This is a genomic window from Archaeoglobus sulfaticallidus PM70-1, assembly GCF_000385565.1.
Lineage (GTDB): Archaea > Halobacteriota > Archaeoglobi > Archaeoglobales > Archaeoglobaceae > Archaeoglobus_A > Archaeoglobus_A sulfaticallidus.
The window spans coordinates 894,896-920,723 of the sequence record NC_021169.1 but is presented as its reverse complement, the minus strand read 5'-3'; the positions used below and the strand labels follow the sequence as shown (position 1 = coordinate 920,723).

At 43.7% G+C, this 25,828-nt stretch carries 30 protein-coding genes; 13 read left to right on the top strand and 17 right to left on the bottom strand.

Annotation, left to right across the window (positions count from 1 at the left end):
* Nucleotides 1-9: 9 nt before the first annotated feature.
* The 4 genes from argH to udg all read right to left on the bottom strand — a co-directional run bounded on the left by argH (nt 10) and on the right by udg (nt 3,053).
* Nucleotides 10-1,473 carry an argininosuccinate lyase gene (gene argH, locus ASULF_RS04945; RefSeq protein WP_015590600.1) on the bottom strand — a complete coding sequence of 488 codons (1,464 nt, stop codon included), beginning with the start codon at nt 1,471-1,473 and terminating at the stop codon, nt 10-12.
* 24 nt (nt 1,474-1,497) lie between these two features.
* Nucleotides 1,498-1,737 carry a DUF504 domain-containing protein gene (locus tag ASULF_RS04940; protein WP_015590599.1) on the bottom strand — a complete coding sequence of 80 codons (240 nt, stop codon included), beginning with the start codon at nt 1,735-1,737 and terminating at the stop codon, nt 1,498-1,500.
* Between the two features lie 11 nt (nt 1,738-1,748).
* Entirely contained in the window at nt 1,749-2,264 is a 516-nt protein-coding gene (locus ASULF_RS04935) for an ArsR family transcriptional regulator (protein ID WP_015590598.1), read from the bottom strand.
* Between the two features lie 177 nt (nt 2,265-2,441).
* Nucleotides 2,442-3,053: a type-4 uracil-DNA glycosylase gene (gene udg, locus ASULF_RS04930; RefSeq protein WP_015590597.1), complete on the bottom strand. Its 612-nt coding sequence runs from the start codon at nt 3,051-3,053 to the stop codon at nt 2,442-2,444.
* Nucleotides 3,054-3,145: 92 nt separating this feature from the next.
* On the opposite strand from udg, the gene ASULF_RS04925 reads away from it, so the two are divergent.
* Nucleotides 3,146-4,297, top strand: coding sequence for an aconitase X catalytic domain-containing protein (locus ASULF_RS04925; RefSeq protein ID WP_015590596.1), 1,152 nt, complete (start codon nt 3,146-3,148; stop codon nt 4,295-4,297).
* A gap of 1 nt (nt 4,298) precedes the next feature.
* Here ASULF_RS04925 and ASULF_RS04920 read toward each other — a convergent pair whose 3' ends face one another.
* From ASULF_RS04920 to ASULF_RS04905, 4 genes are all read right to left on the bottom strand, one after another.
* Nucleotides 4,299-4,616: a Zn-ribbon domain-containing protein gene (locus tag ASULF_RS04920; RefSeq protein WP_015590595.1), complete on the bottom strand. Its 318-nt coding sequence runs from the start codon at nt 4,614-4,616 to the stop codon at nt 4,299-4,301.
* Nucleotides 4,617-4,635: 19 nt separating this feature from the next.
* Nucleotides 4,636-4,986, bottom strand: coding sequence for a DUF2073 domain-containing protein (locus ASULF_RS04915; RefSeq protein ID WP_015590594.1), 351 nt, complete (start codon nt 4,984-4,986; stop codon nt 4,636-4,638).
* 17 nt (nt 4,987-5,003) lie between these two features.
* Nucleotides 5,004-5,639, bottom strand: a complete 636-nt coding sequence (locus ASULF_RS04910; RefSeq protein ID WP_015590593.1) for an Era-like GTP-binding protein — start codon at nt 5,637-5,639, stop codon at nt 5,004-5,006.
* Nucleotides 5,640-5,715: 76 nt separating this feature from the next.
* Nucleotides 5,716-5,883, bottom strand: coding sequence for a DUF362 domain-containing protein (locus ASULF_RS04905; protein WP_015590592.1), 168 nt, complete (start codon nt 5,881-5,883; stop codon nt 5,716-5,718).
* 40 nt (nt 5,884-5,923) lie between these two features.
* On the opposite strand from ASULF_RS04905, the gene ASULF_RS04900 reads away from it, so the two are divergent.
* Nucleotides 5,924-6,142: a hypothetical protein gene (locus ASULF_RS04900; RefSeq protein WP_015590591.1), complete on the top strand. Its 219-nt coding sequence runs from the start codon at nt 5,924-5,926 to the stop codon at nt 6,140-6,142.
* Here the strand turns inward: ASULF_RS04900 and ASULF_RS04895 are convergent.
* Genes ASULF_RS04895 through ASULF_RS04885 form a run of 3 tightly spaced genes read right to left on the bottom strand, consistent with a single transcriptional unit; the run spans nt 6,129 to nt 8,975 of the window.
* Entirely contained in the window at nt 6,129-7,238 is a 1,110-nt protein-coding gene (locus tag ASULF_RS04895) for a pyridoxal phosphate-dependent aminotransferase (protein ID WP_015590590.1), read from the bottom strand. The genes ASULF_RS04900 and ASULF_RS04895 overlap by 14 nt on opposite strands.
* Before the next feature lie 25 nt (nt 7,239-7,263).
* Nucleotides 7,264-8,028: a hypothetical protein gene (locus tag ASULF_RS04890; RefSeq protein WP_015590589.1), complete on the bottom strand. Its 765-nt coding sequence runs from the start codon at nt 8,026-8,028 to the stop codon at nt 7,264-7,266.
* Nucleotides 8,028-8,975, bottom strand: a complete 948-nt coding sequence (locus ASULF_RS04885; protein WP_015590588.1) for a hypothetical protein — start codon at nt 8,973-8,975, stop codon at nt 8,028-8,030. The genes ASULF_RS04890 and ASULF_RS04885 overlap by 1 nt, the downstream gene beginning before the upstream one ends.
* A gap of 121 nt (nt 8,976-9,096) precedes the next feature.
* Between ASULF_RS04885 and ASULF_RS04880 the strand changes: the two genes are divergently transcribed.
* On the top strand, nt 9,097-9,528 hold the full coding sequence (locus ASULF_RS04880) for a DUF365 domain-containing protein (protein ID WP_015590587.1): 432 nt from the start codon (nt 9,097-9,099) through the stop codon (nt 9,526-9,528).
* Nucleotides 9,529-9,864: 336 nt separating this feature from the next.
* Nucleotides 9,865-10,164 carry an Rrf2 family transcriptional regulator gene (locus tag ASULF_RS04875; protein ID WP_015590586.1) on the top strand — a complete coding sequence of 100 codons (300 nt, stop codon included), beginning with the start codon at nt 9,865-9,867 and terminating at the stop codon, nt 10,162-10,164.
* Nucleotides 10,165-10,182: 18 nt separating this feature from the next.
* Here ASULF_RS04875 and ASULF_RS04870 read toward each other — a convergent pair whose 3' ends face one another.
* Together ASULF_RS04870 and feoB are read right to left on the bottom strand one after the other, a co-directional pair.
* Nucleotides 10,183-10,857, bottom strand: a complete 675-nt coding sequence (locus ASULF_RS04870) for a metal-dependent transcriptional regulator (protein WP_015590585.1) — start codon at nt 10,855-10,857, stop codon at nt 10,183-10,185.
* A gap of 1 nt (nt 10,858) precedes the next feature.
* Entirely contained in the window at nt 10,859-12,727 is a 1,869-nt protein-coding gene (gene feoB, locus ASULF_RS04865; RefSeq protein WP_236609717.1) for a ferrous iron transport protein B, read from the bottom strand.
* Between the two features lie 104 nt (nt 12,728-12,831).
* Here feoB and ASULF_RS04860 point away from each other — a divergent pair, with 104 nt between their 5' ends.
* On the top strand, nt 12,832-13,731 hold the full coding sequence (locus ASULF_RS04860) for a radical SAM protein (RefSeq protein WP_015590583.1): 900 nt from the start codon (nt 12,832-12,834) through the stop codon (nt 13,729-13,731).
* A gap of 50 nt (nt 13,732-13,781) precedes the next feature.
* The gene (locus ASULF_RS04855) at nt 13,782-14,534 is read left to right on the top strand and encodes a sulfide-dependent adenosine diphosphate thiazole synthase (RefSeq protein ID WP_048098322.1); all 753 of its coding nucleotides are present in this window, start codon (nt 13,782-13,784) and stop codon (nt 14,532-14,534) included.
* Between the two features lie 5 nt (nt 14,535-14,539).
* Here ASULF_RS04855 and ASULF_RS04850 read toward each other — a convergent pair whose 3' ends face one another.
* Nucleotides 14,540-15,349: a menaquinone biosynthesis family protein gene (locus ASULF_RS04850; RefSeq protein WP_015590581.1), complete on the bottom strand. Its 810-nt coding sequence runs from the start codon at nt 15,347-15,349 to the stop codon at nt 14,540-14,542.
* Between the two features lie 403 nt (nt 15,350-15,752).
* Here ASULF_RS04850 and ASULF_RS04845 point away from each other — a divergent pair, with 403 nt between their 5' ends.
* From ASULF_RS04845 to pheA, 4 genes are read left to right on the top strand one after another with little or no spacing between them, the layout of a single operon-like run.
* On the top strand, nt 15,753-16,547 hold the full coding sequence (locus ASULF_RS04845) for a 2-amino-3,7-dideoxy-D-threo-hept-6-ulosonate synthase (RefSeq protein WP_015590580.1): 795 nt from the start codon (nt 15,753-15,755) through the stop codon (nt 16,545-16,547).
* Nucleotides 16,519-17,508 carry a 3-dehydroquinate synthase II gene (locus tag ASULF_RS04840; RefSeq protein ID WP_015590579.1) on the top strand — a complete coding sequence of 330 codons (990 nt, stop codon included), beginning with the start codon at nt 16,519-16,521 and terminating at the stop codon, nt 17,506-17,508. The genes ASULF_RS04845 and ASULF_RS04840 overlap by 29 nt, the downstream gene beginning before the upstream one ends.
* A gap of 22 nt (nt 17,509-17,530) precedes the next feature.
* Nucleotides 17,531-18,157 carry a type I 3-dehydroquinate dehydratase gene (locus ASULF_RS04835; protein ID WP_015590578.1) on the top strand — a complete coding sequence of 209 codons (627 nt, stop codon included), beginning with the start codon at nt 17,531-17,533 and terminating at the stop codon, nt 18,155-18,157.
* Complete coding sequence (pheA, locus tag ASULF_RS04830) at nt 18,150-20,039, top strand: prephenate dehydratase (RefSeq protein ID WP_015590577.1); 1,890 nt, start codon at nt 18,150-18,152, stop codon at nt 20,037-20,039. Before ASULF_RS04835 ends, pheA begins: the two co-directional genes overlap by 8 nt.
* A 79-nt stretch (nt 20,040-20,118) precedes the next feature.
* Here the strand turns inward: pheA and ASULF_RS04825 are convergent, their stop codons facing one another.
* Nucleotides 20,119-20,727 (bottom strand): SIS domain-containing protein, encoded by a 609-nt coding sequence (locus ASULF_RS04825; protein WP_015590576.1) that lies wholly within the window; start codon nt 20,725-20,727, stop codon nt 20,119-20,121.
* Nucleotides 20,728-20,919: 192 nt separating this feature from the next.
* On the opposite strand from ASULF_RS04825, the gene metG reads away from it, so the two are divergent.
* Both metG and ASULF_RS04815 read left to right on the top strand, forming a co-directional pair.
* Nucleotides 20,920-22,983 carry a methionine--tRNA ligase gene (gene metG, locus ASULF_RS04820; RefSeq protein WP_015590575.1) on the top strand — a complete coding sequence of 688 codons (2,064 nt, stop codon included), beginning with the start codon at nt 20,920-20,922 and terminating at the stop codon, nt 22,981-22,983.
* Between the two features lie 60 nt (nt 22,984-23,043).
* A complete protein-coding gene (locus tag ASULF_RS04815; protein WP_236609716.1) occupies nt 23,044-24,180 on the top strand; it encodes a DUF401 family protein in 1,137 nt (378 codons plus the stop codon).
* Between the two features lie 180 nt (nt 24,181-24,360).
* Here ASULF_RS04815 and ASULF_RS11910 read toward each other — a convergent pair whose 3' ends face one another.
* Both ASULF_RS11910 and ASULF_RS04810 read right to left on the bottom strand, forming a co-directional pair.
* Nucleotides 24,361-24,525: a hypothetical protein gene (locus ASULF_RS11910; RefSeq protein ID WP_015590573.1), complete on the bottom strand. Its 165-nt coding sequence runs from the start codon at nt 24,523-24,525 to the stop codon at nt 24,361-24,363.
* 130 nt (nt 24,526-24,655) lie between these two features.
* Entirely contained in the window at nt 24,656-24,871 is a 216-nt protein-coding gene (locus ASULF_RS04810; protein ID WP_048098122.1) for a hypothetical protein, read from the bottom strand.
* Between the two features lie 276 nt (nt 24,872-25,147).
* Here ASULF_RS04810 and ASULF_RS04805 point away from each other — a divergent pair, with 276 nt between their 5' ends.
* Nucleotides 25,148-25,693, top strand: a complete 546-nt coding sequence (locus tag ASULF_RS04805; protein ID WP_015590572.1) for a hypothetical protein — start codon at nt 25,148-25,150, stop codon at nt 25,691-25,693.
* Nucleotides 25,694-25,828 lie beyond the last annotated feature (135 nt).

Genomic DNA, 25,828 nt, shown 5'->3' with positions numbered 1-25,828 from the left:
CCTTCCTCCTCAGGTTACAAGTTCAGACACAAGGGAATAAAGCTTTTCCAGCGAGGCTGATATTCTATCTGCTATTTCGTCCACCTTTCTGTAATCCTTATTCAGAGCTTCTATTCTCGAATTTATCATTTTTTCCACTTCCTCTCTTGATGGAGAACCTCGATTCTTTCTCCTCTCAAGAGCGTTTACGGCATTCTTTGCCTGATTCAAATCCTCCTCTGAGATATCCAAGTTATCCAGATACTCTTCAGCGACTTCCTTAACAGCCTCAACCAGATCGTTCAAAGTTGGATCTGTTCTGCCATTCATCGCAAGCCACCCCACTATTCTGTGGGCTACCCTGAATGGAATGTTCGCTTTCTGAACGAGCATGTCGGCTATCTCTGTAGCTGTCAGAAATCCCTTCGAGATCTTCTCTTTCATCACTCCCGTCCTAAATTTCGCGCTCTCAAGCATCCTTGCCACAAGGATGGTGCAAACCTCTGCACTCTCAAGGCTGAAGTAAAGCAGAGGGTTCATCTCCTGAAAGTCCCTGTTGTAGGCATATGGCATGGCCTTGTATATCATCATCGCAGAGTTCAGATTTCCACACACTCTTGCAGCCCTGGCCCTGATAAGCTCCGCAATATCCGGATTCTTCTTCTGCGGCATGATGCTGGAGGTTGATGACAGCTCATCGGAGAGCTCAACGAAGTTGAACTCTGAAGACCACAGAATTAACTCCTCGCAAATCCTGCTGAGGTTCAGCATCAGGCTTGAGCAGTCAAAAACAGCTTCTATCAGGAAGTCTCTCGACGCTACAGCATCCATGGAATTTTCAACTATGCCATCAAAGCCCAGGAGGTTTGCCGTGAAGTCCCTGTCCAGTTTAAAAGATGTTGATGCAAACGCCGAGCCTCCAAGTGGTGAGAGGTTTACTCTCCAGAATGAATCGAGAATCCTGTCAAAATCTCTCTTCAAAGCATCGTGATATGCCAAGAGATGATGGGCCAGTCTGTTCGGCTGGGCATATTGCATGTGCGTGAATCCAGGAATCAGACTATCCAGATGTTTTACTGCAAGATCGAGGACGACGCTCCTCAACTCGATCAGCCTGAAAAGGATTGATAGCATCCTATCTCTGGCGAACAACCTCAAACAGGTTGCAACCTCATCATTTCTCGACCTTCCAGTATGCATCTTCGCTCCCTTCTCTGTCAGCTCAATCAGCCTTGCCTCTATGGCCTCATGAACATCCTCGTAATCCTTCGAAAGGTTCTCAAAACCCTCGTCTCTTATCCTCAGCAAACCCTCAACAATCTCAGAGGCATCCTCTCTATAAAGAACTCCGGTATGATACAATCCAAGAACATGAGCCAGATCGACAAGGATGTCATAGTAGAATATGTTCCTGTCATCATCCATTGACGAGGAAAACTTTAGTGCTAACTCATCCATGGACTTTTCAAATCTGCTTCTAACACCCTTTTTCATCAGATCACCCTTATCTATTTACCCCTATACCTTCTCCCACCAGACCTCGCCATCGTATGTAACTCTGACGATTCTGTGCATGGGTATCGTTGTTGAGTCTTTGAGGTAAATAAACTTGTGTCCTATGTCCTCAATATCCATTCCGTAAAATTCGGATGTTCCTTTAGGGCGATCGATGTACTCCACAACAACCCTATCAAAATCAAAATCAGGGTTCCAGCGAAAAAAGTTCAGTAAATCCCTCAAAGTTTTAAGCTTCTTCATCTTAAAAAAACCTAAATCTCCTCATCTTTAGAGAGTTCTACAAGCTGTCCCTTTATGTTCAGCTTCAGCGATTTTTTGGCTGTAGCTCTTATGAACAGTGGATCCAACTGGAGGCTTCTGCTTATATGCGGTACCGACATCCTACCCATGTTTATTTCCTCTATTATCCTTGATACGATCTTCTCAAGCTCGTCATCGCTCAGGAATATTACCTCGAGTATCTTGTTCAGATCCTTTAGCGAGGTGTAGAAGTTCGCACTCAGATGAGTATAGCTCACATGGTACTCCTTTTGTGGTGTGTCTCCCGGGTCTTTAGGCATTCTCCATTTCACCTCAAGCATCCCGGCATGCTTCAGTATCTTGAGTGCTTCATCCACACTATCCCCAAACCGATCCCTCAGCTCATTATAGGTCATCCAACCCTCCAAAAGCGATTCATAAACCTCCCTGTATGTTTTTGTTGAAAATATCTGGAGTATCGGTACGAGTTCAACAATATCATTCACGAGTTTTGCTCTTTTGGCCATCGGATCACCTTTCAAAAATAATAATGTAATAAAATGTCATCGCGCTGGATATTTCTATTTTTCTATCATTTTCTCGAAACAAGGTGTCTTGGAAAATCTATGAAAACTTGGCTGTCAGAAAGTTTTTCTATAGATTAAAATTTCAACAAAATAAAGATTTCTATGATTACATAAATTTCATAGTTCCATAAAGTCCTCAAGAGTTCTTCTTTTTTTCAATATGCTACCAATCTTCTCGAAATCCTTTTCCAGAACCTCTCTGAGCGGGGGCTTGTAAAGGGCTGCAGCAGGATGATAAACAGCGATAACCTTCATTTTTCCCCACTCAACCTCAACTTCATATATCTTTCCCCTCTCCTTTGAGATCCCGTTGAATTCCAAACCGAAAAAGCTGAAGATGAGCGATGCAGAGTGTCTGCCAAGACACACAACTGCCTTTGGCCTGATAGATTTAAGCTGCCGAATCAGATATGGTTTGCAGGCTTTAATCTCTTCCTCCAGAGGGTCTCTGTTGTTCGGCGGCCTGCACTTCAGAATGTTGGTTATAAAGACATCCTTTCTCGAGAGGTTGAGCTTCCTAGATATCATCTCGGTCAAAAGCTTCCCGGCATTCCCAACGAATGGTCTGCCATGAATATCCTCCTCCCTTCCTGGAGCCTCTCCCACGAAAACTATCAGCGCTTTGCAGTTCCCTTCTCCGGGAACATAGTTCTGCTTTGTCAGCCATAGCTTGCATTTTCTGCATTTTTTGATCTCCTTAGCAATCTCGTCGAGTTCTGAAGTAAGCATCGTTTTGCATTGATTGGTTGTCGTAAAAAATTTTTCGAGTTTCATGTTATCATTACAGCTAAGTTCAAATATTGTTTCAGCCTAGGTAGAACATGTATCTTTCAAAAGAAGAGGAGAAGCTTCTTGAGTCAGATAATGAAACGATAAGAAAAGCCATGGAGATTCTCGTTGCGATAGGCAAGATCTTCGATGCTGATAGGCTTATTCCGGTAAAATCCGTCCAGATTTCTGGTATATCTTATAAGAACATTGGAGATGCTGGACTGGAGTGGTTTGAAAGTCTGAATGCAAAATTCGTCATTAAGGCCATGATCAACCCTGCTGGAATGGATGTGATTAGATGGAAGGAGATGGGAATCGATGAAGGCTTCTACAGAAAGCAGATGAGGATAATAAATGCACTTATCAGGCTTGGAGCAGATAAAACTCTAACCTGCACACCCTACTACTTCGATTCGTTGAAGAAGGGGGACCATGTCGCATGGGCGGAATCCAATGCCATAGTCTATGCCAACTCCATCTTAGGTGTGAGAACTAACAGGGAGAGCGGGATAAGTGCTCTGGCTTCTGGCATCATAGGAAAAACTCCCAACTATGGTTTGCACGTAAAGAAGAACAGAAGTCCAACGGTTATCGTGGATGTCAAGGCTGAAATTAACTCATCAGCGGATCTTGCAATGCTTGGATATTCTGTTGGAGAGAAGCTATCGAACAGTATTCCCTACTTCATCTTCAGAAACAGCATAGAGAGGGAGTGGCTGAAGGATCTGGGTGCGGTGCTTGCCGCGAAGGGCAACACAGCTTTATTCCATGCTGAGGGCTTAACTCCTGAATATGGTGATTTTGAAATCGATTCTCTTGAGAGGGAGGTTATTGATGAGTTAGAAGAGATTGAGTTTGACTGTGAGCCAGACCTGATCGCAATCGGCTGTCCCCATCTTTCATCATCCGAACTCAGGCAGATAGCCGATCTACTGTTCAGAAACGATAAAAAGGTCAGAAAGGATGTCTGGCTGTTCACATCGAGAAGAGTTTTGGAGGAGAATGAGGATGTTGCGAGGAAGATCGAGAGTTATGGTGTAAAGGTCTTCGCAGACACATGCATGGTAGTCTCTCCTGCAACTGAGAACTATGAGTGTGTTATGGTTAACTCGGGCAAAGCCCTCACATACCTTCCGAAGCATGCGGGAGTCATGGTTAAATTTGGGGACATAAAGGAGTGTATTAAGGAGGCTTACAGGTAGTTCAGCCTTTCCTACCCTTCTTTTTGAGAAGGGATGGCAGATGGATCACATACTTGCCGTCCTCTTCTAAAGCTATGACTATCTCGTCCGACTGCAGCAGCCTTTCAAGATTCAGCTCATACTTTCCGGGAGCGATTATCTTTACACTCGCTATACCTATATCTGTGAGCTGCTCCTCAATCTCCCTTATCTGCTCTTCCGAGTCCTTTTTTACCTTGGGTATGTAGAGGAACTTGTTGTTTCCGCACTTGCATCCACTCAGGATTCTAGTATCCCCATCCGGGTACTGTTCTCCGCACTTGGTGCATTGGTGTGGCATTTCAATCACTTATCTGTATTTACATGAACTGAACAAGGGCTTTAATCTGATCTTCATGCTTTTCAAGTGTTTTCAGCCTGTTTGCAGGTCCAATAAGTGTCAACCTTCCTTCGCTCTTACCGAAGATCTTCTGGAAAAACGATACGGTCTTTCTGGGATACGATTCCACTTCGATTCCAACAAAGTTCTCGTGGTCTATTTCAAGCATCGTAAGCTCTATCAGCTTTGCCTCCTCTTCTGGAGATAAACCTGATTCAAGAACGACTATCTTCCCTTCCTTAACTTCATCGAGAATCATCCTGAGCTTTTCCATGGTTGACATCCTTTCGAGCTTATCCTTGGATATCAGGTTCAGGGGAACGCCCTCCATACCTATCACCACTCAACTCAGCTAAATTTCTCGGCCATAACCTTGTACAGGTTGTCTATGTTCAGTCCTTTAAGGGCTGAAATCGGCACTACTGTATGCTGGGGGAACGCGGATTTTATTCTTGCCGGAGACGCATTCGGCAAATCAATCTTGTTGGCAACTATCAGCAAAGGCAGACCTCTGGCTTCGATGTTACCTATTATTGTGACATTAACCTGCGTGAAAGGATCTTCTGAAGAGTCCATAACGAGCAGGACACCATCCAGATCATCCAGCCATTTTATGGCCTCTATCACACCTTCAGTAGCCTCCTTAGCTCTCCTCTTAGCCTCCTCCTCATCCATACCATACTTCAGGAACTCGTGGAAGTCTATCTTCGTGGCAAGTCCCGGAGTATCAACGATGTCTATGTTGAGCGACTTCCCGTTGACCTCTATCCTGACTCCCTCTCTCAGCCTGGCCCTCCTGGTTTCGTGAGGTACATCGCTTGCCGAACCCATGATGTCTCCTGTCCAGTCTCGCAGGATCCTGTTCGCGAGCGTTGTTTTTCCTGCATTTGGAGGCCCGTATATTCCTATCTTCATCTTGTCCTTCTTGAAGAACCATTTCAGTATGAAACTGAACCTCTTTTTCAGCTTAACAACCCATCCCATACATACACCTCTCGCACAAACCGAGAATTTAAAGGTACTTAATTATTCAAAAATAAAAATCCTTTGCTCTACATTGCTACTCCATAGTGATTGCTTCATTCGGACAGACATCAATACATGAACCGCACTCCGTGCAGATTTCTGGATCAACCACAGCTTTGTCTTCAAGCTCTATTGCTCCCATGGGACACTCATCAACACACACTCCACAACCATCGCATGAATCACCAACCACAGCAGGCATGAGACCAGTAAATATTTATCTTTTTAAAACAATTACTGTTATGGAGAGCGATGAGGAGAGGATTGTGAGGTATATCAAGAAACTCATCGATGAAAGAGTATCTAAGGATGGAATAAACCTTCTTGATTTGCGAAAGGCGAACGATGTTGCCTCTGAACTTGGTCTGGATCTTGATGGGATCAAAAAAATTTTTGATGAACTCAACAGGATGCTCGATAAAAGGTATAAGGGTATGCTGAGCGAGACTAGTATGCTTTAGCGAACTGCCTTATTTTCTCCATAGCTTTTTCGAGATTCTCCATCGATGAAGCGTAGGAGATTCTAATATTTCTTTCACTTCCGAAGGCGTTTCCGGGTGTTACCGCAACACCTGTTTCAGCAAGCAGTTTTTCAGCAAACTCCATTGGGTTCTCAACCTGCGGGAAAATATAGAATGCTCCTTCAGGCTTTGAAACCTTGAACACATCTTTCAGGCTGTCGTACACGAAATCCCTTCTTTTTCTGAACTCCCTTACCATAGATTTTGTTATTTCTTCTGCAAGCCCATCTTTTATCACATCGTAAACGGCTTTCTGGGCAAAAGCTGGAGCGCAGACACCGTTGACCTGATGAACCTTGAGAATTGAGTCCAGGAGATCTTTATTGGCTATTATATACCCAATCCTCCATCCGGTCATCGCAAGCGACTTCGAGAATGCGTTTATAACAACAACATTTTCCTTTCCGGCCAGAGTTCCGGGCTTTTTGTCGTAGTATATAGAATCGTAAACCTCATCGCTCACCAGAATTATTCCCTTATCCTCACAAACCTCTGCAATAGCATTCATCGCTTTCTGATCCAAAACCGCTCCAGTAGGGTTGTTCGGGTAGTTCAGGAAGACAAGAGAGGTTTTATCGCTTACAGTTTCATTCAAATCTTCAGCCTTCAGCTCGAAATTGTTGCTGGATGTATCGACAGGCTTTACTCTGGCATTGCAGAGCTTTGAATATGTGAAATAGGATAGAAAGCTTGGAGTTGGGATTACAACCTCCGAATTTTCCTCGATGAATGCGAGAGATGTGTTCAGCAATGCCTCGCTTGCCCCACATGTTATCATCACTTCCTCCTCACTAACCCCATATCTTTCCGCTATGACCTCTCTCAGCTCTGCTATCCCGAAATTGGATGTGTAGTGCGTATATCCCTCTTTCATTGCTTTATATGCCCTTTCTATTATCTCCAGATGAGTGTCGAAATCGGGCTCTCCGATCGTGAGGTTTATTATTTCCTTCCCGCTCTTTCTGGCCTGCTCCACAACCTCAAACATCCTTCTTATCATCGATGTCGAGATCTCAGAAACCCTTTTTGCTTCCATAATTTACCTCCTGACCTTACCCTTTCTACTCCTCCTCATCGAGAATATCACTCAGATCGAACTCCTCCTCATCGAACTCGAAATAGTCGTAATCTTCATCCATTCCCTCATCGATCTCGAATTCATCTTCTTCTGGCTCTTTCATCTCGTCTCTGACTTCCTCTCTATCTTCTTCTCTGTCTTTATCAGCATCTTTCTCTGCCTCATCAATCTCCCTGTATGCTTCAGCCTCCTCTTTTATCGAGATCACGGCCTTTTTAACGACATCGATGTACTCTCTGACATTCATGCCATAGATCTCCTTCGCCAGTCTGCAATCTTCATCCTCTTCCTCAAGCATCTTCTTGATTCTTTCCAGAGTTCTTTTTGCAGTATCAAGCACGAAGTAGTCTCTCGTCTTGATATCTACAACAGCTATAGATTCTGGCCTCAGGGATAGCATTTTCCTCGTCTCACCCTCGAAAAGGTTAACCTTCGCAACTATCGAGATCACTTCTGGTGGTTCTATGCCTATTATCGCTTCCATGGCAGAAGTCTGGAATCTCCCAACGAATGCACTGATAACACCGGTAGGATCACTGATCCTCAACCTCCAGAAGTTCGTATCAGGGCTAACTTCCTCCTTGTCAAGCAGAACTCCAACCATGAAAACTCTGTTGCATCTCTCCCCTGTTGGGAGAAGCACATATTTGGGAGCCTTCCCCTCTCCCTCTGTGATTGAGTGGGTTGTTTTGGATAGTTCATACGCAAAAACCCTTTTTGCGATCTCCCTTCTGTAAGCGGTATCCATTATTCCACCTCTATATCCTCAATCATCGAGAGTATCTTTTCAGCCTCCTCTTTCACATCAACGCTCAGGAACTCGACTTCTCTTACGATGAAGTACCTGTTCCCCCTTGATCCAACAAGCCTGAAGTATCTCCCGAGCAGCTTGCTGGATAGCTCTGACAGAACTGCTTCTCTCTCAAGGCTCTCCTCAACAATCTTCTTCGCCTCTTCAACACCTATGCCTGTTAGCTTCTTTATGTTCTCCTCGTTCAGAATTATCTCGTAGTAGCTCACACCGTTGTCGATTACTCCTTTAATCCTCAGATCATCGTAGCCCTCCACCTTCCCATGAACTGTGCAGATTCCTTTCTTCAGAACTCTCCCGCAGGTTTTGCACCTCTTGATATAACCGCTGTTCTGCTGTATCGCAACCAGCACACCTACGATCTCCATCTCTCTCGGAGGGAGTTCGATATCCTCATCTATCTCGATTATCTCGGAATTCCTGTTTATGTTAACCTGCATTCTATCTCTGAAGGAGTCAGTAACAACATTTTTGAAGATGTAGCTTCTTCCCTCCTCAACATTCGGCTTGTTGGATTTTCTCCATATCACGAATTTTATCAATCCTGTGGAGTCTCCAAGCAGACCAACCTGCGAGACATTTGGGCTATCAGAATCCCATAGCTGAACAACCTTAGCCTTCAGACTGACCCATTCACCCGATTTCTTCAGGTCAGCGATATTCTTAATGGGACTTTCCGGAGCAAAGATCTCCTCTCTTGAGATATCGTACTGCTTTATCAGGTAGTTGATAACCGTCCTCACAGCTTCATCTTCCGGCACCTTGAACTCATAAATGAGCAGTTTCAATCTTTTGGAGATTTCCGAGGGATCTATATCATAACCCTCGAATCTGGAAAGAATCTGCTTCGTCAGGGCGTTTATCTTCTCCTTCATGTCCTTCATCGGATCACCTTAGTGAAGAGGGTTTTTGTAATGGATAAGTTTTTCTGTTGAGTTTGGTGCGATGTATAATTGAATTTATCAGAAAATTCTAACTAGGTAAAAAAGTTGGAAAGGTGAGTTTATGGATGAGGGTGCTGAAATAACCGGTGTAACCGGTGTAACATATCCAATCCCGAAAAAATACATGAATCGGTTCTTTGAAGGCAAAGATGTCTTTGTAAAACCTGCTACAGTCTGGAAGCAGCTAAGGCGAGGAATGAAGTTCGTCTTCTATCAGTCTCAGGAGGATACGGGGTTTGTTGGTGAGGCAAAGATAAAGAGAATTATTCTGCAGGAAGATCCGATGAAATTTTTTGAGATCTATGGAGATAGAATTTTCCTGACCAAGGATGAGTTAAAGGGATACATCAAATCACAGGAACGATGGAGATCCGGGCAGAAAGATCGGAAGAAACTCTGGATGGCTATTGAGCTTGAGGATATACAGAAATACGACAAACCCATTCAGCCAGAGCGTTTTGTACCTGCTGGAGGGCAGTATATCAGGGGATAGGTTTAGATTATCAGGTGTTTAATTGCGGAATGCGATATCTAAAAATTGATTTTATCTTTTTTAGAATTAGATATAAGAATAGTTGGAAGGAAAGGGGGGTGGTGGGGATGGGTGAGAATAGGCTTTCAGGGGGCAATAAACTGTGTGTAATTTAGGATATATAAGAGTAGTTCGGTTTTTACATAGATCCTCACAACCCTCCTACCCAAAACACATATATTTTTGAACATCTGGATTATATTTTAGAAGTTTTTAGAAGTTGTCGGAGATTCTGGAAATTCCAAAAAACATCGAGGTTATGCAAGATTTAAATATGTTTTGTGCACACAGTAGGTCATGGTGCTGAAAAAACTTAAGCAAGAATCTGAAATCGCATTGAGACATATCATCGTTCTTCAGGAGGTTCAAAAAAACCAGCCTATTGGTATTTTCAAGTTATCAGAATTGCTGAACATGCCGAAACACAGGATAAGGTATTCTTTGAGAGTTCTCGAGCAGTCCGGGATAATTGAAGCCACACAGTACGGTGCGGTAATAAAAGAGGGAGCGGAAAAAGAGTTTGAAAAGCTGAAAAAGGAGATCGATACGATTATAAAAAACATCGAGGAGTTAAAGAGGAGGGTTGGGGAGATATGATCCTCTAAGGTGGGACAATCACCTGAACCAGCCCCACCTCCTTCTTTTTCTTCCTGGCCCAGTGTCGTTCTTTGAGGATTTTGCAGACTTCTTCAGCACATATATCGAATCTGCAAGCTCTTTATCCAAGGCAAACTGTGTGTTGCCGATCTGAATTATGTATGTCGGAAAAACTCTCAGCACTTTGATTTCTTCCCCCGGCATTATGCCGAAGGCTATAAACTTTGAGGACACACCCTTTCCACCAACGACATACTTTATCTCACCCTCATCACCCGCATTCAACTCGCTCAGCTTGAAGATGAGCCTCTCAACCTCTCTCTCGCCAACTTCACAGCACTTCCCCTTTGGAATCTCACTGCCATGCGGACAGAACCTGGGGTGGCCCAGCAGCGTGCAGATGGCCTCCTCAACCTCTTCGCTGATGAAGTGCTCGAATTTACATGCAGACTTCTCTACATCTTCCTCTTCCATTCCAAGTATATCGCTCAGCAACCTCTCAGCAAGTCTGTGAAGCCTTATTATTTTCTCAGCCCTCTTTTTTCCTTTTTCTGTGAGGAAAGCTTTTCCATTTTTAACCTCAATTAACCCTTCATCCTGAAGATACCCACGAACATTATCTGGAATGGAGTCTATGTCCAGACTCTCATCCTTTATCCACATTTCCTTGATTATATTCTCAGCTTCTTCCATTTCACCACCCTAATGCAAGATTGGTGAGGTAGCCCACCGCAAACGCTACTGTCAGCGAGATTATGAATATACCTATCCCGCTCTTTAAACCTCTTTCCTTACACATAACGCTGAACTGTGCGATGCATGGGACGAACAGTGTTAGCGTTACCATCGCAACTATAACCTGATTGTAGCTAAAGATGCCTTTGTTAACAAGATCGTAAAGCCCTGCAGCACCGTAATCCCTCCTGAAGAACCCGTAAAGCAGTATCAATCCGGCCTGAGATGGGAGGCCTATGAGGGTTGATGGAACTGCAAGAGCATTTACAAGCAAATCAAAAACGCCGGTAATCCTTCCGATCCATATAAAAACGCTGATGAGTATGAATATCGGCATAACCTCCTTGAAATACCACTCAAGCCTTGTAACGGTCTTGAAAATAATATTCCTGAAGTTTGGCATCCTGAGAGGTGGGATTTCCATAAAGAACACGATATCTTCACCCTCTATTGCTCTGGAAGCAAGAGTTGCTGTAAATATCAGTGTCAGAGATATAACCGTTATCCAGATCATCAGTGCCCTGAAATCTGGAGCTATTCCCATCATTACACCCATCTGGGCACTGCATGGTATCCCAACAGCCAAGAGCAGAGTAGCAATTATCCTCTCCTTTTTGGTTTCAAGCGTTCTTGTAACGATGGTCGCCATCGTTCCACAACCAAGCCCGAGCAGGAGCGGAATTACAGCTCGCCCACTCAAACCAACCTTCTTGAAAGTGGAGTTGAGGAGAGAGGCCATTCTCGGCAGGAAGCCGGAATCTTCAAGGACCGAGAATGCTATGAAGAATGTCGTTACGATGGGAAATATTATCGCGATAGCATACCTCAATCCGAGCGTTATTATCCCGTAGTCTCCACCAATAAGCTCCCTTATCCAGTAATTTGGAATGTACTGGTTGAGCATCATGTTTAAAGGCTGGTTGATATACCTCTCAAAGGAACTCTCGATCAGCTCAACCAGAAACTGAGCCCCAAAAACACCCGCAAAGAGGTAAAGTATGTACAGGCTTAGGACTGTCATCGGTATCGATACAATCGGGTTGAGGGATAGCTCGCTGATCCTGCCTTTCCACCCAACTGCCACCTCTTTCTCGGCAATAACACCATCGAGCAGTCTATCTGAGCATTCCTGAATCTTCCTGAATATCTCGTACGAGTTCGAATCTTTAGCTATCTCAACGATCTTCTGGTAGTTCTTCTCACCTCTAACCATTTCAAGCGTGTCCTTGTCTCCCAGAAGAATCAGTAGGGCAATCATCTTCTTGCTAATCGGATAATCCTGATCCAAGAGTCTGGTGATAGATTCCAGCTTCTCATCCATCGAGTTCAGTTTTATGATCTCCTTTTTATCTGACCTATAGTTAAATATGGCCTTTTTAAGCTCGTCAATGCCCATCTTCTGTGTGGCTATGGTCTTTACAACCGGAATTCCAAGCCTCTCACTCAGCAGCTTGCTATCTATCTCCATGCCAAGCTTTTCAGCCTCATCTATTGCGTTTAAAACGAGTATCGTGTTAAATCCAGCCTCTATTAGCTGAATCGTGAAAGGGAGCATCCTTTTCAGATTCTTCGCATCCACCACATGCACGACTATGTCTGCCCCCTCAAGCAAGATTTTTTTGGCAACCCTCTCTTCCTCAGTTATCGCCACCAGCGAATACATTCCTGGTGTGTCGATCAGTGTTTTATTCGATCCTTTGAGCTTTGCGACGGTTATATCCACTGTGGTGCCAGGATAGTTTGATACGGTTGCATACTTCCCAGTTAGATGCTGAAAAATCAAACTCTTTCCAACATTTGGGTTCCCCACGAGCACTACCCTTTCCACGATTTAGGATGACCTAAATTTGTATTTATATTTTGTGGTGAAAAGTGGTTTCTTATAGATTATGTGTTGAAAAACTATATTTTCTGAGTGCTACTACTCAATCCATGGAGTATGATTATCCACCATACCGCCCTCCTAGTGAGGCGGGAAGCGCGCTGATTAGGGTTGTTAGGGGATGCACATGGAATAAATGTGCCTTCTGTGGGATGTACAAGGACATGAAATTTGAAAAGAGAGATAAAAGCGAGATTTTTCGTGAAATAGACAGGTTGAGAGAGTTCTTTCCATATGCGAGAACAGCTTTTTTAGGAGACTCCAACCCTCTAGTTCACAACGACATAGTTGAGATCATAAATTATCTGAGGGAGAAAAATCCCTGGATCGAGAGAGTTACCGCTTATGCGAGAGCAAAGACCATCGCCAGAATGAGCGAGGAGAAACTCCTTGCATTGAAAGATGCTGGACTGGATAGAGTCCATATAGGCATGGAAAGTGGAGATGATGAAGTGCTGAAGTTAGTAAAAAAGGGTGCTACGGCAGAGGACATAATTCAGGCCGGAAAGAAGGCTGGAAAGAACTTCGAGGTCTCCTTCTACTACATCCTTGGACTTGGTGGTAAGGAAAGAAGCAGGAGTCACGCTCTTAAAAGTGCCGAGGTTATAAATGAGGCAAAACCAGATTTTGTCAGGATTAGAACGCTGACAGTGATACCGGGAACCGATATCGAGAAATTGAATTTAAGGCTGCTGGATCCTGTAGGGCAGCTTGAGGAGTTGAGAATGCTGGTTGAGAACATCGATGCAAAAACATACTTCACATGTGATCATGTCTCGAATCATCTCTTCGCGAACAACAGGCCGATATTCATGGGTGTGCATGGAAAGCTTCCTGAAGACAAGGACAGAATGCTTGAGGAGATAGATTCAGCCATCGAACTCGTTAGCGCGATCGATCACGTTATGAACAGCAACCATCTTGCAAGGATGGGGAGGCTGATGCTGTAAGACCAAAATTAACACCGTTAAATTTATAGGTTGGAGGTGAATTTATGGGTATGGTTGATGAGATAAAGATCTCGAAGGCGATAGTGGAGAAGTATTCGGCCAAGCTGATGGATGTTCTGGAAAGTGATGTTGCCATCGTTGGTGGTGGTCCATCAGGTTTGGTCTCCGCTTACTATCTTGGAGATATGGGTTTCAAAACCGTTCTATTCGAAAAGAAGCTCAGTCTTGGCGGAGGTATATGGGGCGGAGGAATGATGTTCAACAAGGTTGTCGTTCAGGAAGAGGCAACAGGCATACTCGACGATCTTGGTATAGGTTATGAGAACTATGATGAAAAGCACTATGTTGTGGATGCGATTGAACTGGCTGGCGGGTTGATATACAATGCCTCGAAAAAAGCGAAGGTATTCAACCTGATCAATGTTGAGGATGTTATGGTCAAGAATGGCAGGGTTGCCGGCCTGGTTATAAACTACACGCCAGTGGAGATGAGCAACCTCCACATAGACCCAATAACGGTGTCAACGAAGGCAGTTATCGATGCTACAGGGCATGATGCGTCAGTTTGCAGCATTCTTGCCAGAAAGGGTGGAGATCTGGAGCTTAAAGGTGAGAAGTACATGGATGCTCCGCTTGGGGAGAGGGGTGTTGTGGACAACACATCTGAAGTGTTCCCCGGGCTTTTCGTGGCAGGAATGACCGTTGCTGCAGTTTATGGCCACCCAAGAATGGGACCAATCTTCGGAGGGATGCTGTTAAGCGGAAAGAGGGTTGCTGAGCTTGTTGGCTCAAAGCTGAAGTGATAAAGCTAAAGTATGTCGAGTGGTGGCATTTTCAGCAAGCCCTTCTTTTCTCCCATTTTATAAAGCAATTCGAGGGCTTTTTTCACACTTTCCGGCATCTCATAGGTGTATCTATTCACATACATCAGAGCGAACTTCGTTGCAGTCTCTTTATCCAGACCCCTCGAATACTTCATCGCATAGTCCATCGCGATGTCAACATTCTTTAAGGCATAGTTTATGCTTTCTCTCATCACTCTCAAGAACTCCTTTTTGACCTCTGCATCTAAATCCCTTTTTATCGCGTTCAGTCCAAGCGGGAGGGGTAGCTTTGCTTTATCGTGCCACCACTCCCACAGGTCGAGAACCCTGACGAGATTGTGGTCCTTATAGGTTATCTGTCCCTCATGAATCAAAAGTCCGGCATCAACCCTTCCCTCCTTGACTGCAGGGATTATCTCATCGAATCTCATCTCCACTGGCTTGAAATCTATGGCGAGGTTGAGCAGCAGGTTTGCGGTGGTATATCTTCCCGGCACAGCGATCTCCCTGTGCCTGAGATCAATCTCCTCCATGGCAACAACTATCGGCCCGTATCCATCTCCTACACTCGCTCCAGAAGAAAGGATCTGATATCTGTCACTCAAAAACGAGTAGGCGTAGGCTGAAATGGCTGTTACATCATATTCTACCTCAAAAGCCTTCCTGTTTAGGGATTCGATGTCTTCAATCACATGCTCGATCTCGAGCCATGTGTCTATCTCATCATGAGTCATGGCGTAGAACATGAATGCATCATCAGCATCCGGAGTGTGGGCAACCTTCAGCTTTACCATACATGAAAGCGGTTGCGAAGTGTAAAATCTTTTTTGTTTGATGGTTTTGGTGTAGTGCTTTATGAAATGCCACACGAACTTTAGCATTGCCGAATTTGAGTTGAGTTGGGTAGCCTTATGTCGTTATGCTTTTGCAGGATTTTTCCTTTTTATTCATATTCTGCCGCATCACCAAATTCACAACCCACGAGACTCAACCCTAAAACACAAATCTTATATACTTTATTAATAATTCAGAAGTGATGGTAGAAATGTCTATCTCAAACCCAAATTACAGCTATTTTTGGTTTAGCTTTGGCTATCCTTTCTTCTATTAAACACTCTGTGGAGTTGGTGGGTTATGGGTTCCGTTAAAGTTTCTGCGTGGAAAAAAATATGGAATTTTAATAAAAGGTGAATAATAATGATAGGCAAAAAAAGAAGACTGGCAAGAATACTGAAAAATGGGAGGACATTAATAGTTCCGATGGATCACGGAATCACAGTAGGGCCGATAAAAGGATTGAGCAACATAGATCAGATGATTGGTAAAGTTAAGGAGGCTGATGCGATAGTTCTGCACAAAGGAGTTGCCAAGAACTCTAAAGCTCTGAAATGCTACGAAGGGGCTCTGATAATCCATCTCAGCGCATCAACTGTTCTGAGAGAGCCGGAGTACAAGAGACTCGTGACGAGCGTTGAGAGTGCGATAAAGCTTGGGGCTGATGCGGTCAGCGTTCACATAAATGTTGGTAGTGAGAGGGAAGGAGAACAGCTGGAGATCCTGGGAATGATCTCGGAGATATGCGATGACTGGGCTATGCCATTGCTCGCAATGATGTATCCCAGGGGAAAAGGAATAGATGAGAAGGATCCGAAAATGGTGAGCCACGCTGTGAGAATAGGCTATGAGCTTGGGGCAGACATAGTCAAAACGAACTATACTGGATCGATAGAGTCCTTTGCTGATGTTGTGGAGTCCTCGTCCATACCTGTGGTTGTTGCAGGTGGAAGTAAAATGAATGATCTTGCCTTCCTGCAGGAAATCAAGGAGGCGATGATCGCTGGAGCTTCCGGGGTTGCGGTGGGCAGAAATGTCTTTCAGCACAGCAATCCAAAAATGATGGTGAAGGCGTTGAAGATGATAATTCACGAAAATGCAGATGTAGAAGAGGCTGGAGGATTACTGTATGAAGGAGATATGGTTACGAATAGATGACGATCAATGGGATGATGTAAAAGAGGGTGTCAAGAACGCTCTCGAACTTGGATACAGCGGAGTGTTCGTTAAGGAGGGTTTTGAAGATAAGATACGGCAACTGGGTAGAATAAAGGTTATCACAGACAGGAACAGCTTTCTTACAGTATCCTCCTCCGAGGATCAGGATAGGGCGATTGAACTATCCAAAACCATGGACTACCTGTTTCTGGATTTCTCGGACTGGAAGGTAATTCCTCTCGAGAATCTGATAGCGATGAAGGGGAGGGCGAAGCTAATCGTGCATGTTGATTCCGTGGAATCTGCAAAACTGGCTCTTGAAACGCTTGAGAAGGGGGCAGATGGAATAATAGTTTCATCAAAGGATAGAGATGAACTCTCGAAGTTCAGGGAGATCATGTCCTCGATGGACAGGGTTGAGATGGTTGAGATCGAGATTGATGAGATAAAACCTCTTGGAATGGGCGACAGGGTTTGCATAGACACAATCTCGCTGATGAATGTTGGAGAGGGTATGCTCGTGGGCAACAGCTCGAAGTTCATGTTCCTCGTTGCGAGTGAAAGCGAGGAAAGTGAGTATGTATCCTCGAGGCCTTTCAGAGTTAACGCAGGAAGTGTCAACGCCTACATCAGGGTTGGAGATAGAACGAGGTATCTGTCTGAGCTGAAAGCAGGAGATGAGGTTGAAATTGTTTCATACGATGGAAAGACCAGAAGGAGCTATGTTGGAAGGGTGAAAATCGAGAAAAGACCGATGATCCTGATATCCGGCAGAATCAGCGAGGAAAAAGGCACGATCATATTGCAGAATGCGGAGACGATAAAACTCGTAAACAGCAAAGGAGAACACATCTCTGTTTCAATGCTTAAGGAGGGAGATAAGGTGCTTGGATGGGTCGATAGAAGCGGAAAAGGCAGGCATTTCGGGGCAGAAGTTGATGAGTTTATAGTTGAGAGATAACCCAGGTAAACATGAAGGAAACATGAAAATAGTAGCATCTGTGGTTGGAGAGTTCAGTAAGAGAATGATTGAGATGTGTGATATTGTTGAGATAAGAATCGATGCAGTAGCAAATGCAGAAGAGATAATCAAGCTATCAGAGGATCTGGGCAAGGAAAAGATCATCACATGCAGGAGGAGAGCAGATGGTGGGTACTATGACGGCGATGAGAGTGGAAGGATAAAGAAACTCAAAAAGTTCTCAAAATATGCTGATTTTGTCGATATTGAAAGTGATATGGATGATGATGTTTTTGATGTGTTTGATTGCAGGATTATCGAATCTTATCACGGCATAAATCCAGGATATGAGTATCTGAGCGATCTTGTGGAGGGTAAAAGAGGGGACATATTCAAGATAGCGATCCTTGGAAGGAGAGAAAATGGTAAAGAGGATGTTAAAACCATCCTGAAACTCCACAGTGAATACGACAACCTGATAGCTTTTGTAATGGGTGAGCGGTTCAAGTTCACGAGGGTGATCTCCACAATGCTCGGAAATCCAATAATCTACTGCCACGCTGGCAGGAAAGCTGCTGAGGGGCAGATCTCTGTTGAGGAGGCAGTTGCAATACGAAAAATTATTGGTGATGAGCTTGAGAATGAATAGGATCGAGCAGAAACCAAAGATACTGATCTGGGGAATGGGTGGAATGGGAACCCTGTTCAAAAAATTCTTCGAGCTCAGAGGTTATACAGTAAAGGGATACGATATCGATGAGAACAAGAGAGAGGTTGATGAGAAGGATCTGTTCGGCTTCGATGTCATCTTTCTGTGCGTTCCGATGGACTCGATTGACTCGGTTATCAGCAAGCTGGAGAAGCTATCCACGAAATTCTACAAAAAGCCCCTGATCGTTGATATCGCATCGGTGAAGAGTGATCTCGATAAGCTGATCAGGAACTTCGATGTTCTGAGCATTCATCCGATGATCGGCCCGGACAGCGATCTTGGGTTGTCAAACATAATCGTCGTTTATGAATCCGGAAGGGAAGAGGGGAAGTTAATTCTCGATGAGCTATACAGGGCTGGAGCTAACATAAGCAGGTTAAACTACAGACTGCACGACCACAAGATGGCTGAAATTCAGGGCGTGGCGCACTTTTTGCTTATAGCCATGGCAAACTTCTTGAAGGACAGAATGGACAAAAACGATTTGAATTATGCCTCACCGATATTCTATACTCTGTACAAGCTCGCCTCGAGAATCATAAATCAGGACTGGAGGATGTACTACAACATACAGAAAAACTCCGAACAGCTGAGAGAGGAGCTTGTTAAGAGCATTCTGGAGTTGCATGATGGGCTTAGAGATGATGCCAGGTTCAAAGAGATCTTCGAGGCATCAAAAAAGGTATTCGATGACTTTGGAGGTAGCACGATAATACTCGATTCTGCAAGGGCATCGGAGATACCAGAGAGAGACATCCACGCCCTGAGAGGTTACATAAGGGTCGTCGATTCACTCATTTTAAGGCTGATCGAAAGAAGGGTCAGAGCTGGAAAAGAGATAGCGATGTACAAAAAGGAGAAGAACCTGCCAATCGAGATCTCCGAGATAGAGGAGGTAAAGCTGAAGGAGCTTGCTTCGAGTACAACCCTCAACAGAATGATGCTGAACAGGATTTTTGGAGAGATATTTCACCTCACAAAGGCTGAAGAGTACAGAATTCTTGGAATATCCAAAAGAATGGCTGTTCTTGGGCCAATGGGAAGCTTCAGCGATGAAGTTGCTTTAAAGCTTACCGGATCGAGAGTCCCGTTCATCTACTGCTCGTCGGTTGAGGAGATAGTCAGGATGGTTGAGAAAGATGAAAACACTTACGGCCTAATTCCAATCGAGAACTCCGTGCATGGTACAGTCCTGAAATCGATCGATGCTTTGATGAGGTATGATGTTGAGGTTTTTGGAGAGACAAAGATGGAGGTTATCCATGTGCTTGCGAGCAAAAAGAAGCTTGAGCTGACGGAGATTGAGGAAGTTTACTCTCATCCGCAGGCAATGGCACAGTGTGCAGAGTTCATAAATAATTATCTGCCAAAAGCGAAACTCAGATACACTTCAAGCACCTCAGATGCGATATCGATGCTGAAAGACACCTCAGCAGCAATAGTCTCCGAAAATGCTGCAAGGCTGTACAACCTCTACATACTCAGAAAGGGAATACAGGACATGGAAAACAATGTAACGAGGTTCTATATAATCCGAAAGCAGGGGAGTGGAGAGGTTGATGGAAATGTCACTTCGCTATTCTTTGGAGTTGAGGACAAACCCGGAGCATTGAAAGATGTCCTTGAAGTATTTTATGAAAAGAACATAAACCTGAGAAAGCTCGAATCCAGACCTTCCGGTACGGGGCTTGGGGACTACATCTTCTTCTCGGAAGTTGAGAAGAGGCTGAACGAGGATGACCTCAGGAGGCTGAGGGATGTTACTACATTTTACAGGGTTGCCGGGATATTCAGAGAGGTTGACAGGATCGAACTCTGATTCTGGCTCGGTTTTTTATAATATAAGTCAAACGAATCTGAACTTTTTCTGGATTTATGTATCAAAAAACTGCAAAACCTCAGGAGTCCCTAACATGCTCCCTGACAACAACATCCTTCCCGATCTTCATCCACTTCCCTATTCCGGTTATAAGTGTCTCCTGGAGCAGGTAGGCCATCAACTCGAACTTTCCTCCACCATAGAAAGGGGAATCCTCGGTAATCTGAGCCTGCAAGTACTTCCATCCCTTGGACTTCTCCAGTCCACCCGGGAGCGTTATTAAGAGATCCGACATCTTGCCGATGGTGGATTCCGGGAAAGAGGTTATAAGCACAATCCTGGCTCCAACCTCTTTCGCTTTCTGGGCTATGAAAACAGCTTCAGCAGTCTCTCCCGAGCCTGAGAAAATTATCAATACATCTCCATTCTCAATCTTCTCCCTAACCTCATCCCCCAACCACCAAACCTTGTGCCCGAAAATTTTTTCAAAATGCTTGAGCCTTATTGCAAAGCAAAGAGCTACAGCACCGCTCCTCCCAACTCCGAAGATGTGTATGGCCTTACCATTTTCAATCAACCTGAAAAACTCGTTGATTGAGGTTTTTTGCTCCTCCAGTATCTTTGGGAAATGTCTTATGTGGTCGATCAGGCTTTCAGCCGATCTGACCACGATATCAGAGTAGTTCATAGCTATATTTAAGGTATTAGAGGTATAAAAAGGATTTGGGGTTTTATCCCTGCTTTCTGATCCACGTTTTAAACTTTTTAGCATACTTGGCATAAATTAGTGAGCAGGAATTAAAACTTCACCATGGTTAACCATCAAAAAGCCAGACAATAAACCAAAAAGTTATATCTTCATCCTGCAAATCCTTCTGCCATGAAGCTCGTTACATGCGGTCTCCCCTATGCGAATGGTAAGGCTCACATAGGTCATCTCAGGACTTATGTCCCTGCTGATGTTTATGTAAAATATATGAGAATGTTTGGTGAAGAAGTCATCTTTGTTTGTGGAAGTGACTGTCATGGAACTCCGATCGTCGTTAATGCCGAAAAAGAGGGTTTAAAGCCCAGAGAGCTTGTTGATATATATCATGAGCACTTCAACAGAGTCTTCAAGGAGATAGATATAGAATTCGATTATTTTGGAAGGACGGATGAAGAATACCACCACAGAAGAACTCAGGAGATAGTAAAGAGGTTAATTGACAACGGATACATATATCCAAGGGAAATAGAGCTGGCTTACTGTCCGAACTGCGATAGATTCCTCCCGGACAGGTATGTTGAAGGTATCTGCCCATATTGCGGAGCTACAGCGAGAGGGGATGAATGTGATCAGGGATGTGGAAGGCATCTCGAGCCCGGTGAGATACTTGAGCCACGATGCAAGATCTGTGGTAGCAGAGCAGTTTTCAGGAAGCAGAAACACTACTTCTTCAAGCTGACGGAATTCAAAGATTTCCTGCTCGATTTCCTGAGCAACCTTAGAGGTACTGAGAATGCCCTCAACTATGCAAGGCAGTGGGTTTCGATGGAGTTAAAGGACTGGTGCATAACCAGAAACCTCGAATGGGGTGTCAAATTCCCTGGAGAGGATCTGGTAGTATATGTGTGGGTCGATGCACCAATAGGCTACATATCCTTCACCGAAAGAGCCTGCGAGAGCAAGAACATCGACTGGAAGAAAATATGGGTACATGGCGATGCGGAGATAATCCACTTCATAGGGCTGGACATTGTTTACCACCACTGCATCTTCTGGCCTGCAATGCTCAGGGGTGCGAAATATGCCCTGCCATCATCCGTGATAGCAAGCGGAATGGTAAAGGTTGATGGAAAAACATTCTCCAAAACAAGGGGCTATGTTGTGTGGCTTGAGGAGGATTACCTTAAATCGGGATTGAATACCGACTTTCTGAGATATTACCTCGTGAACTACACATCTCACCAGAAAGACCTCAACTTTTCATGGGAGGTTTTTGGTGAGAAGATAAACAACGAGCTCATAGCAAATCTCGGCAACTTCCTCTATAGAGTAACATACTTTGCCTGGAAGAACTTCAGAGAGGGCGAGAAAGCTGAGATTGATGCAGAAGTGGATGAAAAAGCCCTCTCCGCAATTAAAACCGCGATGGACAAGATTAAAAATGGGCTGGCTAATTGGGAGTTCAAGGTTGTCAGCGATGCGTTCATGGAGCTTTCAAGCTTCGGGAACAACTACTTCCAGAATGCCCAGCCGTGGGATCTCGTAAAGAAGGATGTTGAAGAGGCTAAGAGAGTTGTTGCCTCATGCCTGCAGATTGCCAGAGCAATAGTCCTGCTCAGCTATCCAGTCCTTCCGAAAACGATGAAGGAATTCTCAAAGGTTTTCGGTATGGAAATTGAGAAAGAAAAGATCGATTCAGCCATGGCTGTGAGCAAGTTCGTCATATCTAAGCCAAAAATACCGTTCCAGAAGATTCCAGATGAGAAGATAGAAGAACTCCAGCACATCATGCTGGAAAGGATAAAAAAGGCTGAAGAGGCAAATAAGATTTCAGTGAATGAAGACAAGGAAGAGCAAAAGAAAGAGCAAGAAAAGCAAGAAGAGCAGAAAGAACAAAAAGATCAAAAGGCTAGAGAGATAAGCTATGAGGAGTTCCAGAGGCTTGACTTGAGAATAGGGAAAATAGTGAAGGCAGAGAAGATCAAAAAAAGCAGAAAGCTTATGAGGCTCGAAATCGACATTGGTGATGAGATCAGACAGGTTGTTGCCGGAATAGCTGAAGAATACAGCCCAGAAGATGTTGAAGGAAAGCTCGTTCCAGTTCTTGTCAACCTCAAACCCGCAAAGCTGATGGGAGTTGAGAGCAGAGGGATGATACTCGCCGCAGACATAAATGGTAAGCCAGTGCTGTTGCATCCGGATAGGGAAGTCGAGCCGGGCAGCAAGATAAGATAGTCACATAAGATAATCATGGATCCCTCTTTAGCCTTATTTATTTCAATTGCTTTTATTCTCGTGCTCATAAGATTTATCAACATCAGTGTAGCCATCCTTGCGGGATCCTTTATTCTGGGATTTTTAACCCTTGGATTAGATGTTTTCAGCCATATTATTTCTTCAGTGCTGGATTCTGAAACTTTGAGGATTGTTACAATAGTTGTTCTCGCCTTCACTCTGGGATACTCGATGGAGTATCTGAAGCTTTTCGAGGGGCTTACGAACTCGGTTTCAAGAATGACAGGAATGTTCAGCGTTGTGCTGATCCCATTAATCGTTGGATTCCTCCCAATGCCAGGAGGAGCTTTGATTTCAGCGATAATGATTGCCAGCCTCGTTAAAGAGTACAGGCTCTCTCCTGAAAGGGCAACATTCATAAACTACTGGTTCAGGCATCTCTGGGTTGCTGTCTGGCCGCTGTATCCGAGCTTTGTTGTTGGAGTGGCTGTGCTCAAATCCAGTTTTGCTGAAGTTGTAATGGCAACATATCCCATAGCCATACTAGCAATTTTATCCGGGATGGCCATGACATTCTCTGAAAAATTCAGCATTAGACTTAGGCCAACCATGAAGGACTTTCTGATGCTGATATATTCCTTCTACCCGGTCTTGCTTGTGGCAGTGCTAGCCATTGGACTGAAAATTGATTTTCTCTTAACTCTGGTTATAGCCAATATGGTGCTGTTCATTCACAAAAGGGTCGATTGGGGTGCGATTAGGAGCATATTCAGAAGGACAATAGACTTCAACATAATCATCCTGATCTTTGCTGTGATGATCTACAAGAACCTCATTGAAACCACATCCTCAGCAGAGATATTCTTCCAGCATCTGAATGAATGGAGCGTGCCTGTACCCGTAGCTTCTTTCATAATGTCTTTCCTGATCGGATTCTCGACAGGAGTTGAGATCAGTTATGCATCAGTCGCGTTACCTTTGCTGACAGGTTTTACTGGAGTGGGCGAGATAATACCCGAAAATGTTATGCTCGTGTTTGGGTCCGGTTTTCTCGGGGTTATGACCTCTCCTCTACATCTGTGTTTAGTTTTAACGGCACAGTATTTCAATGCGAGGCTGTACGGGGTGTACAGGTACCTGATTCCGGCGGTAATTCTTGAGGCTGCTCTCATTTGGGTGATTTATGTGTTGCTTTGATTTTAGTGCAGAGTGAATGAAAAGCTGGTAAAATTAAAAAGGAAAAGGCTTCAGCGATAAGGTTAAGTTGCTTTAGTTAGAATGCTCTCCTATCTTAGCACTCCAAGCCGTGAAGGCTCTGTTGCCAATTGTAAAGGCTGAGAGCAAAGAAATTAGTTATAATTTCAAGGATTACTCCCTCTAAGCGATTTTAGGATCTATTGGTGTTTTTACATACTCGACTCTCTCAAGCCATTCTGTGTAAACCCTGGCCGCATCATCAACACTAAAGAGCGGATCTGGAGTTAGGTAATAGCACTCTATGAACAGTTCATCAAAATTGGCTGGGTTTATGATTGTTCCCACTACCTTATCTTTTTTGAAGAACTTCTTAAGCTGAAGTATTTTACACTTTCCAGCTACTTTAACTCGGAAGTGCTCTGAAAGAGGAGAGTACTATTTGTGTCCAAGAGGATCCTATCTGCAAAAGGTAGCTTTAACCTACATTCCTCAACACAAAAACCGAGCTCTCTTCAGTCTCACAAGTAAATGGCCTTGCTTTTACAAGTGCCTCTAAAAGTTGAGCTGCACTCAGATTAATGAACTGCCAGAAAAAAGTTCTTGCTGATTCGAAGATATGCTCCTCTCCAACCCCTTTTTCTTCAGCCAATTGATTATCTTGTCCATCTTGGAAATTATCACGGTTTGTCATTATTCTACCTCTTCCTCAAAAGAGTCAAAAGTGTCTTCCACGTTTATAGGATCTAGGACGGTTTTACAATCCTCAAGTAGTAGAATGGACCGAATATTTGGAGAACAAGAGCTGAACGGTAGATTTTTCCCGTTCCGATCAATTTTCAAAAGTTTTTGCCCCGGTTTCAAGATTTTTATAATATTGCTCTTTGTTTGTATTTGTTTGGATTTTCTTACTTGGAAAAAAGGTGGAAATGATCAGAAAAGTTTAAAAACTTATAAGTGAATATAAAATATGAGTGTTGAATCACCAATAATAGAAGCGATCGAAAAAATAGAGAAACTGGAAATAGAACCGTCAGAAATCTTAACGATATTGACTGGGCCTGAAAAAAGTGTTTTGTATGCTCTTCTCATGTCGGAGAAAGCAATAAATCCGAATGAAATACGAACATTACTGACTAGAGATGTAATTCTTTTCCTGTTAAGGTATGCCAATTACTGGAATCTGAGAGTCAAGTTAAAAAAAATGAAGTTCCCGGATCATTTGAGACCGTTTATTTGGAAAGACATCATCAATCTACACAGCTTTCACGATGGGGAAGTTGTTAAGGAGTTGAAGTCTTTAACAAAAAAACCAATATCAAAACATATAAATGATTACATAAAATTCCTTAAAAAATATGATATCGCTAAAATTCCAGATTACAGAACAATTGAACGAATATTAAAAGAATTTGAGGTTTCAGGTATTGTAATATCGAGAATCGAAGTTGGCAAGGCAAAGAAAGTTTATGCGCTCAATCCTTTATTGCGTAAAAAAATTTCTATGATATCATAGACAACAAACTCGGCAGGCACAACATGGTGGTGCCAAGTTAACATCTCCAGTAATTATACAACATCACAGAACTCTCGATCTAGCTCTGAACTAAATGAACCTCTGAATCTTAAAAAGCTGGTAGAAAGAGATAGA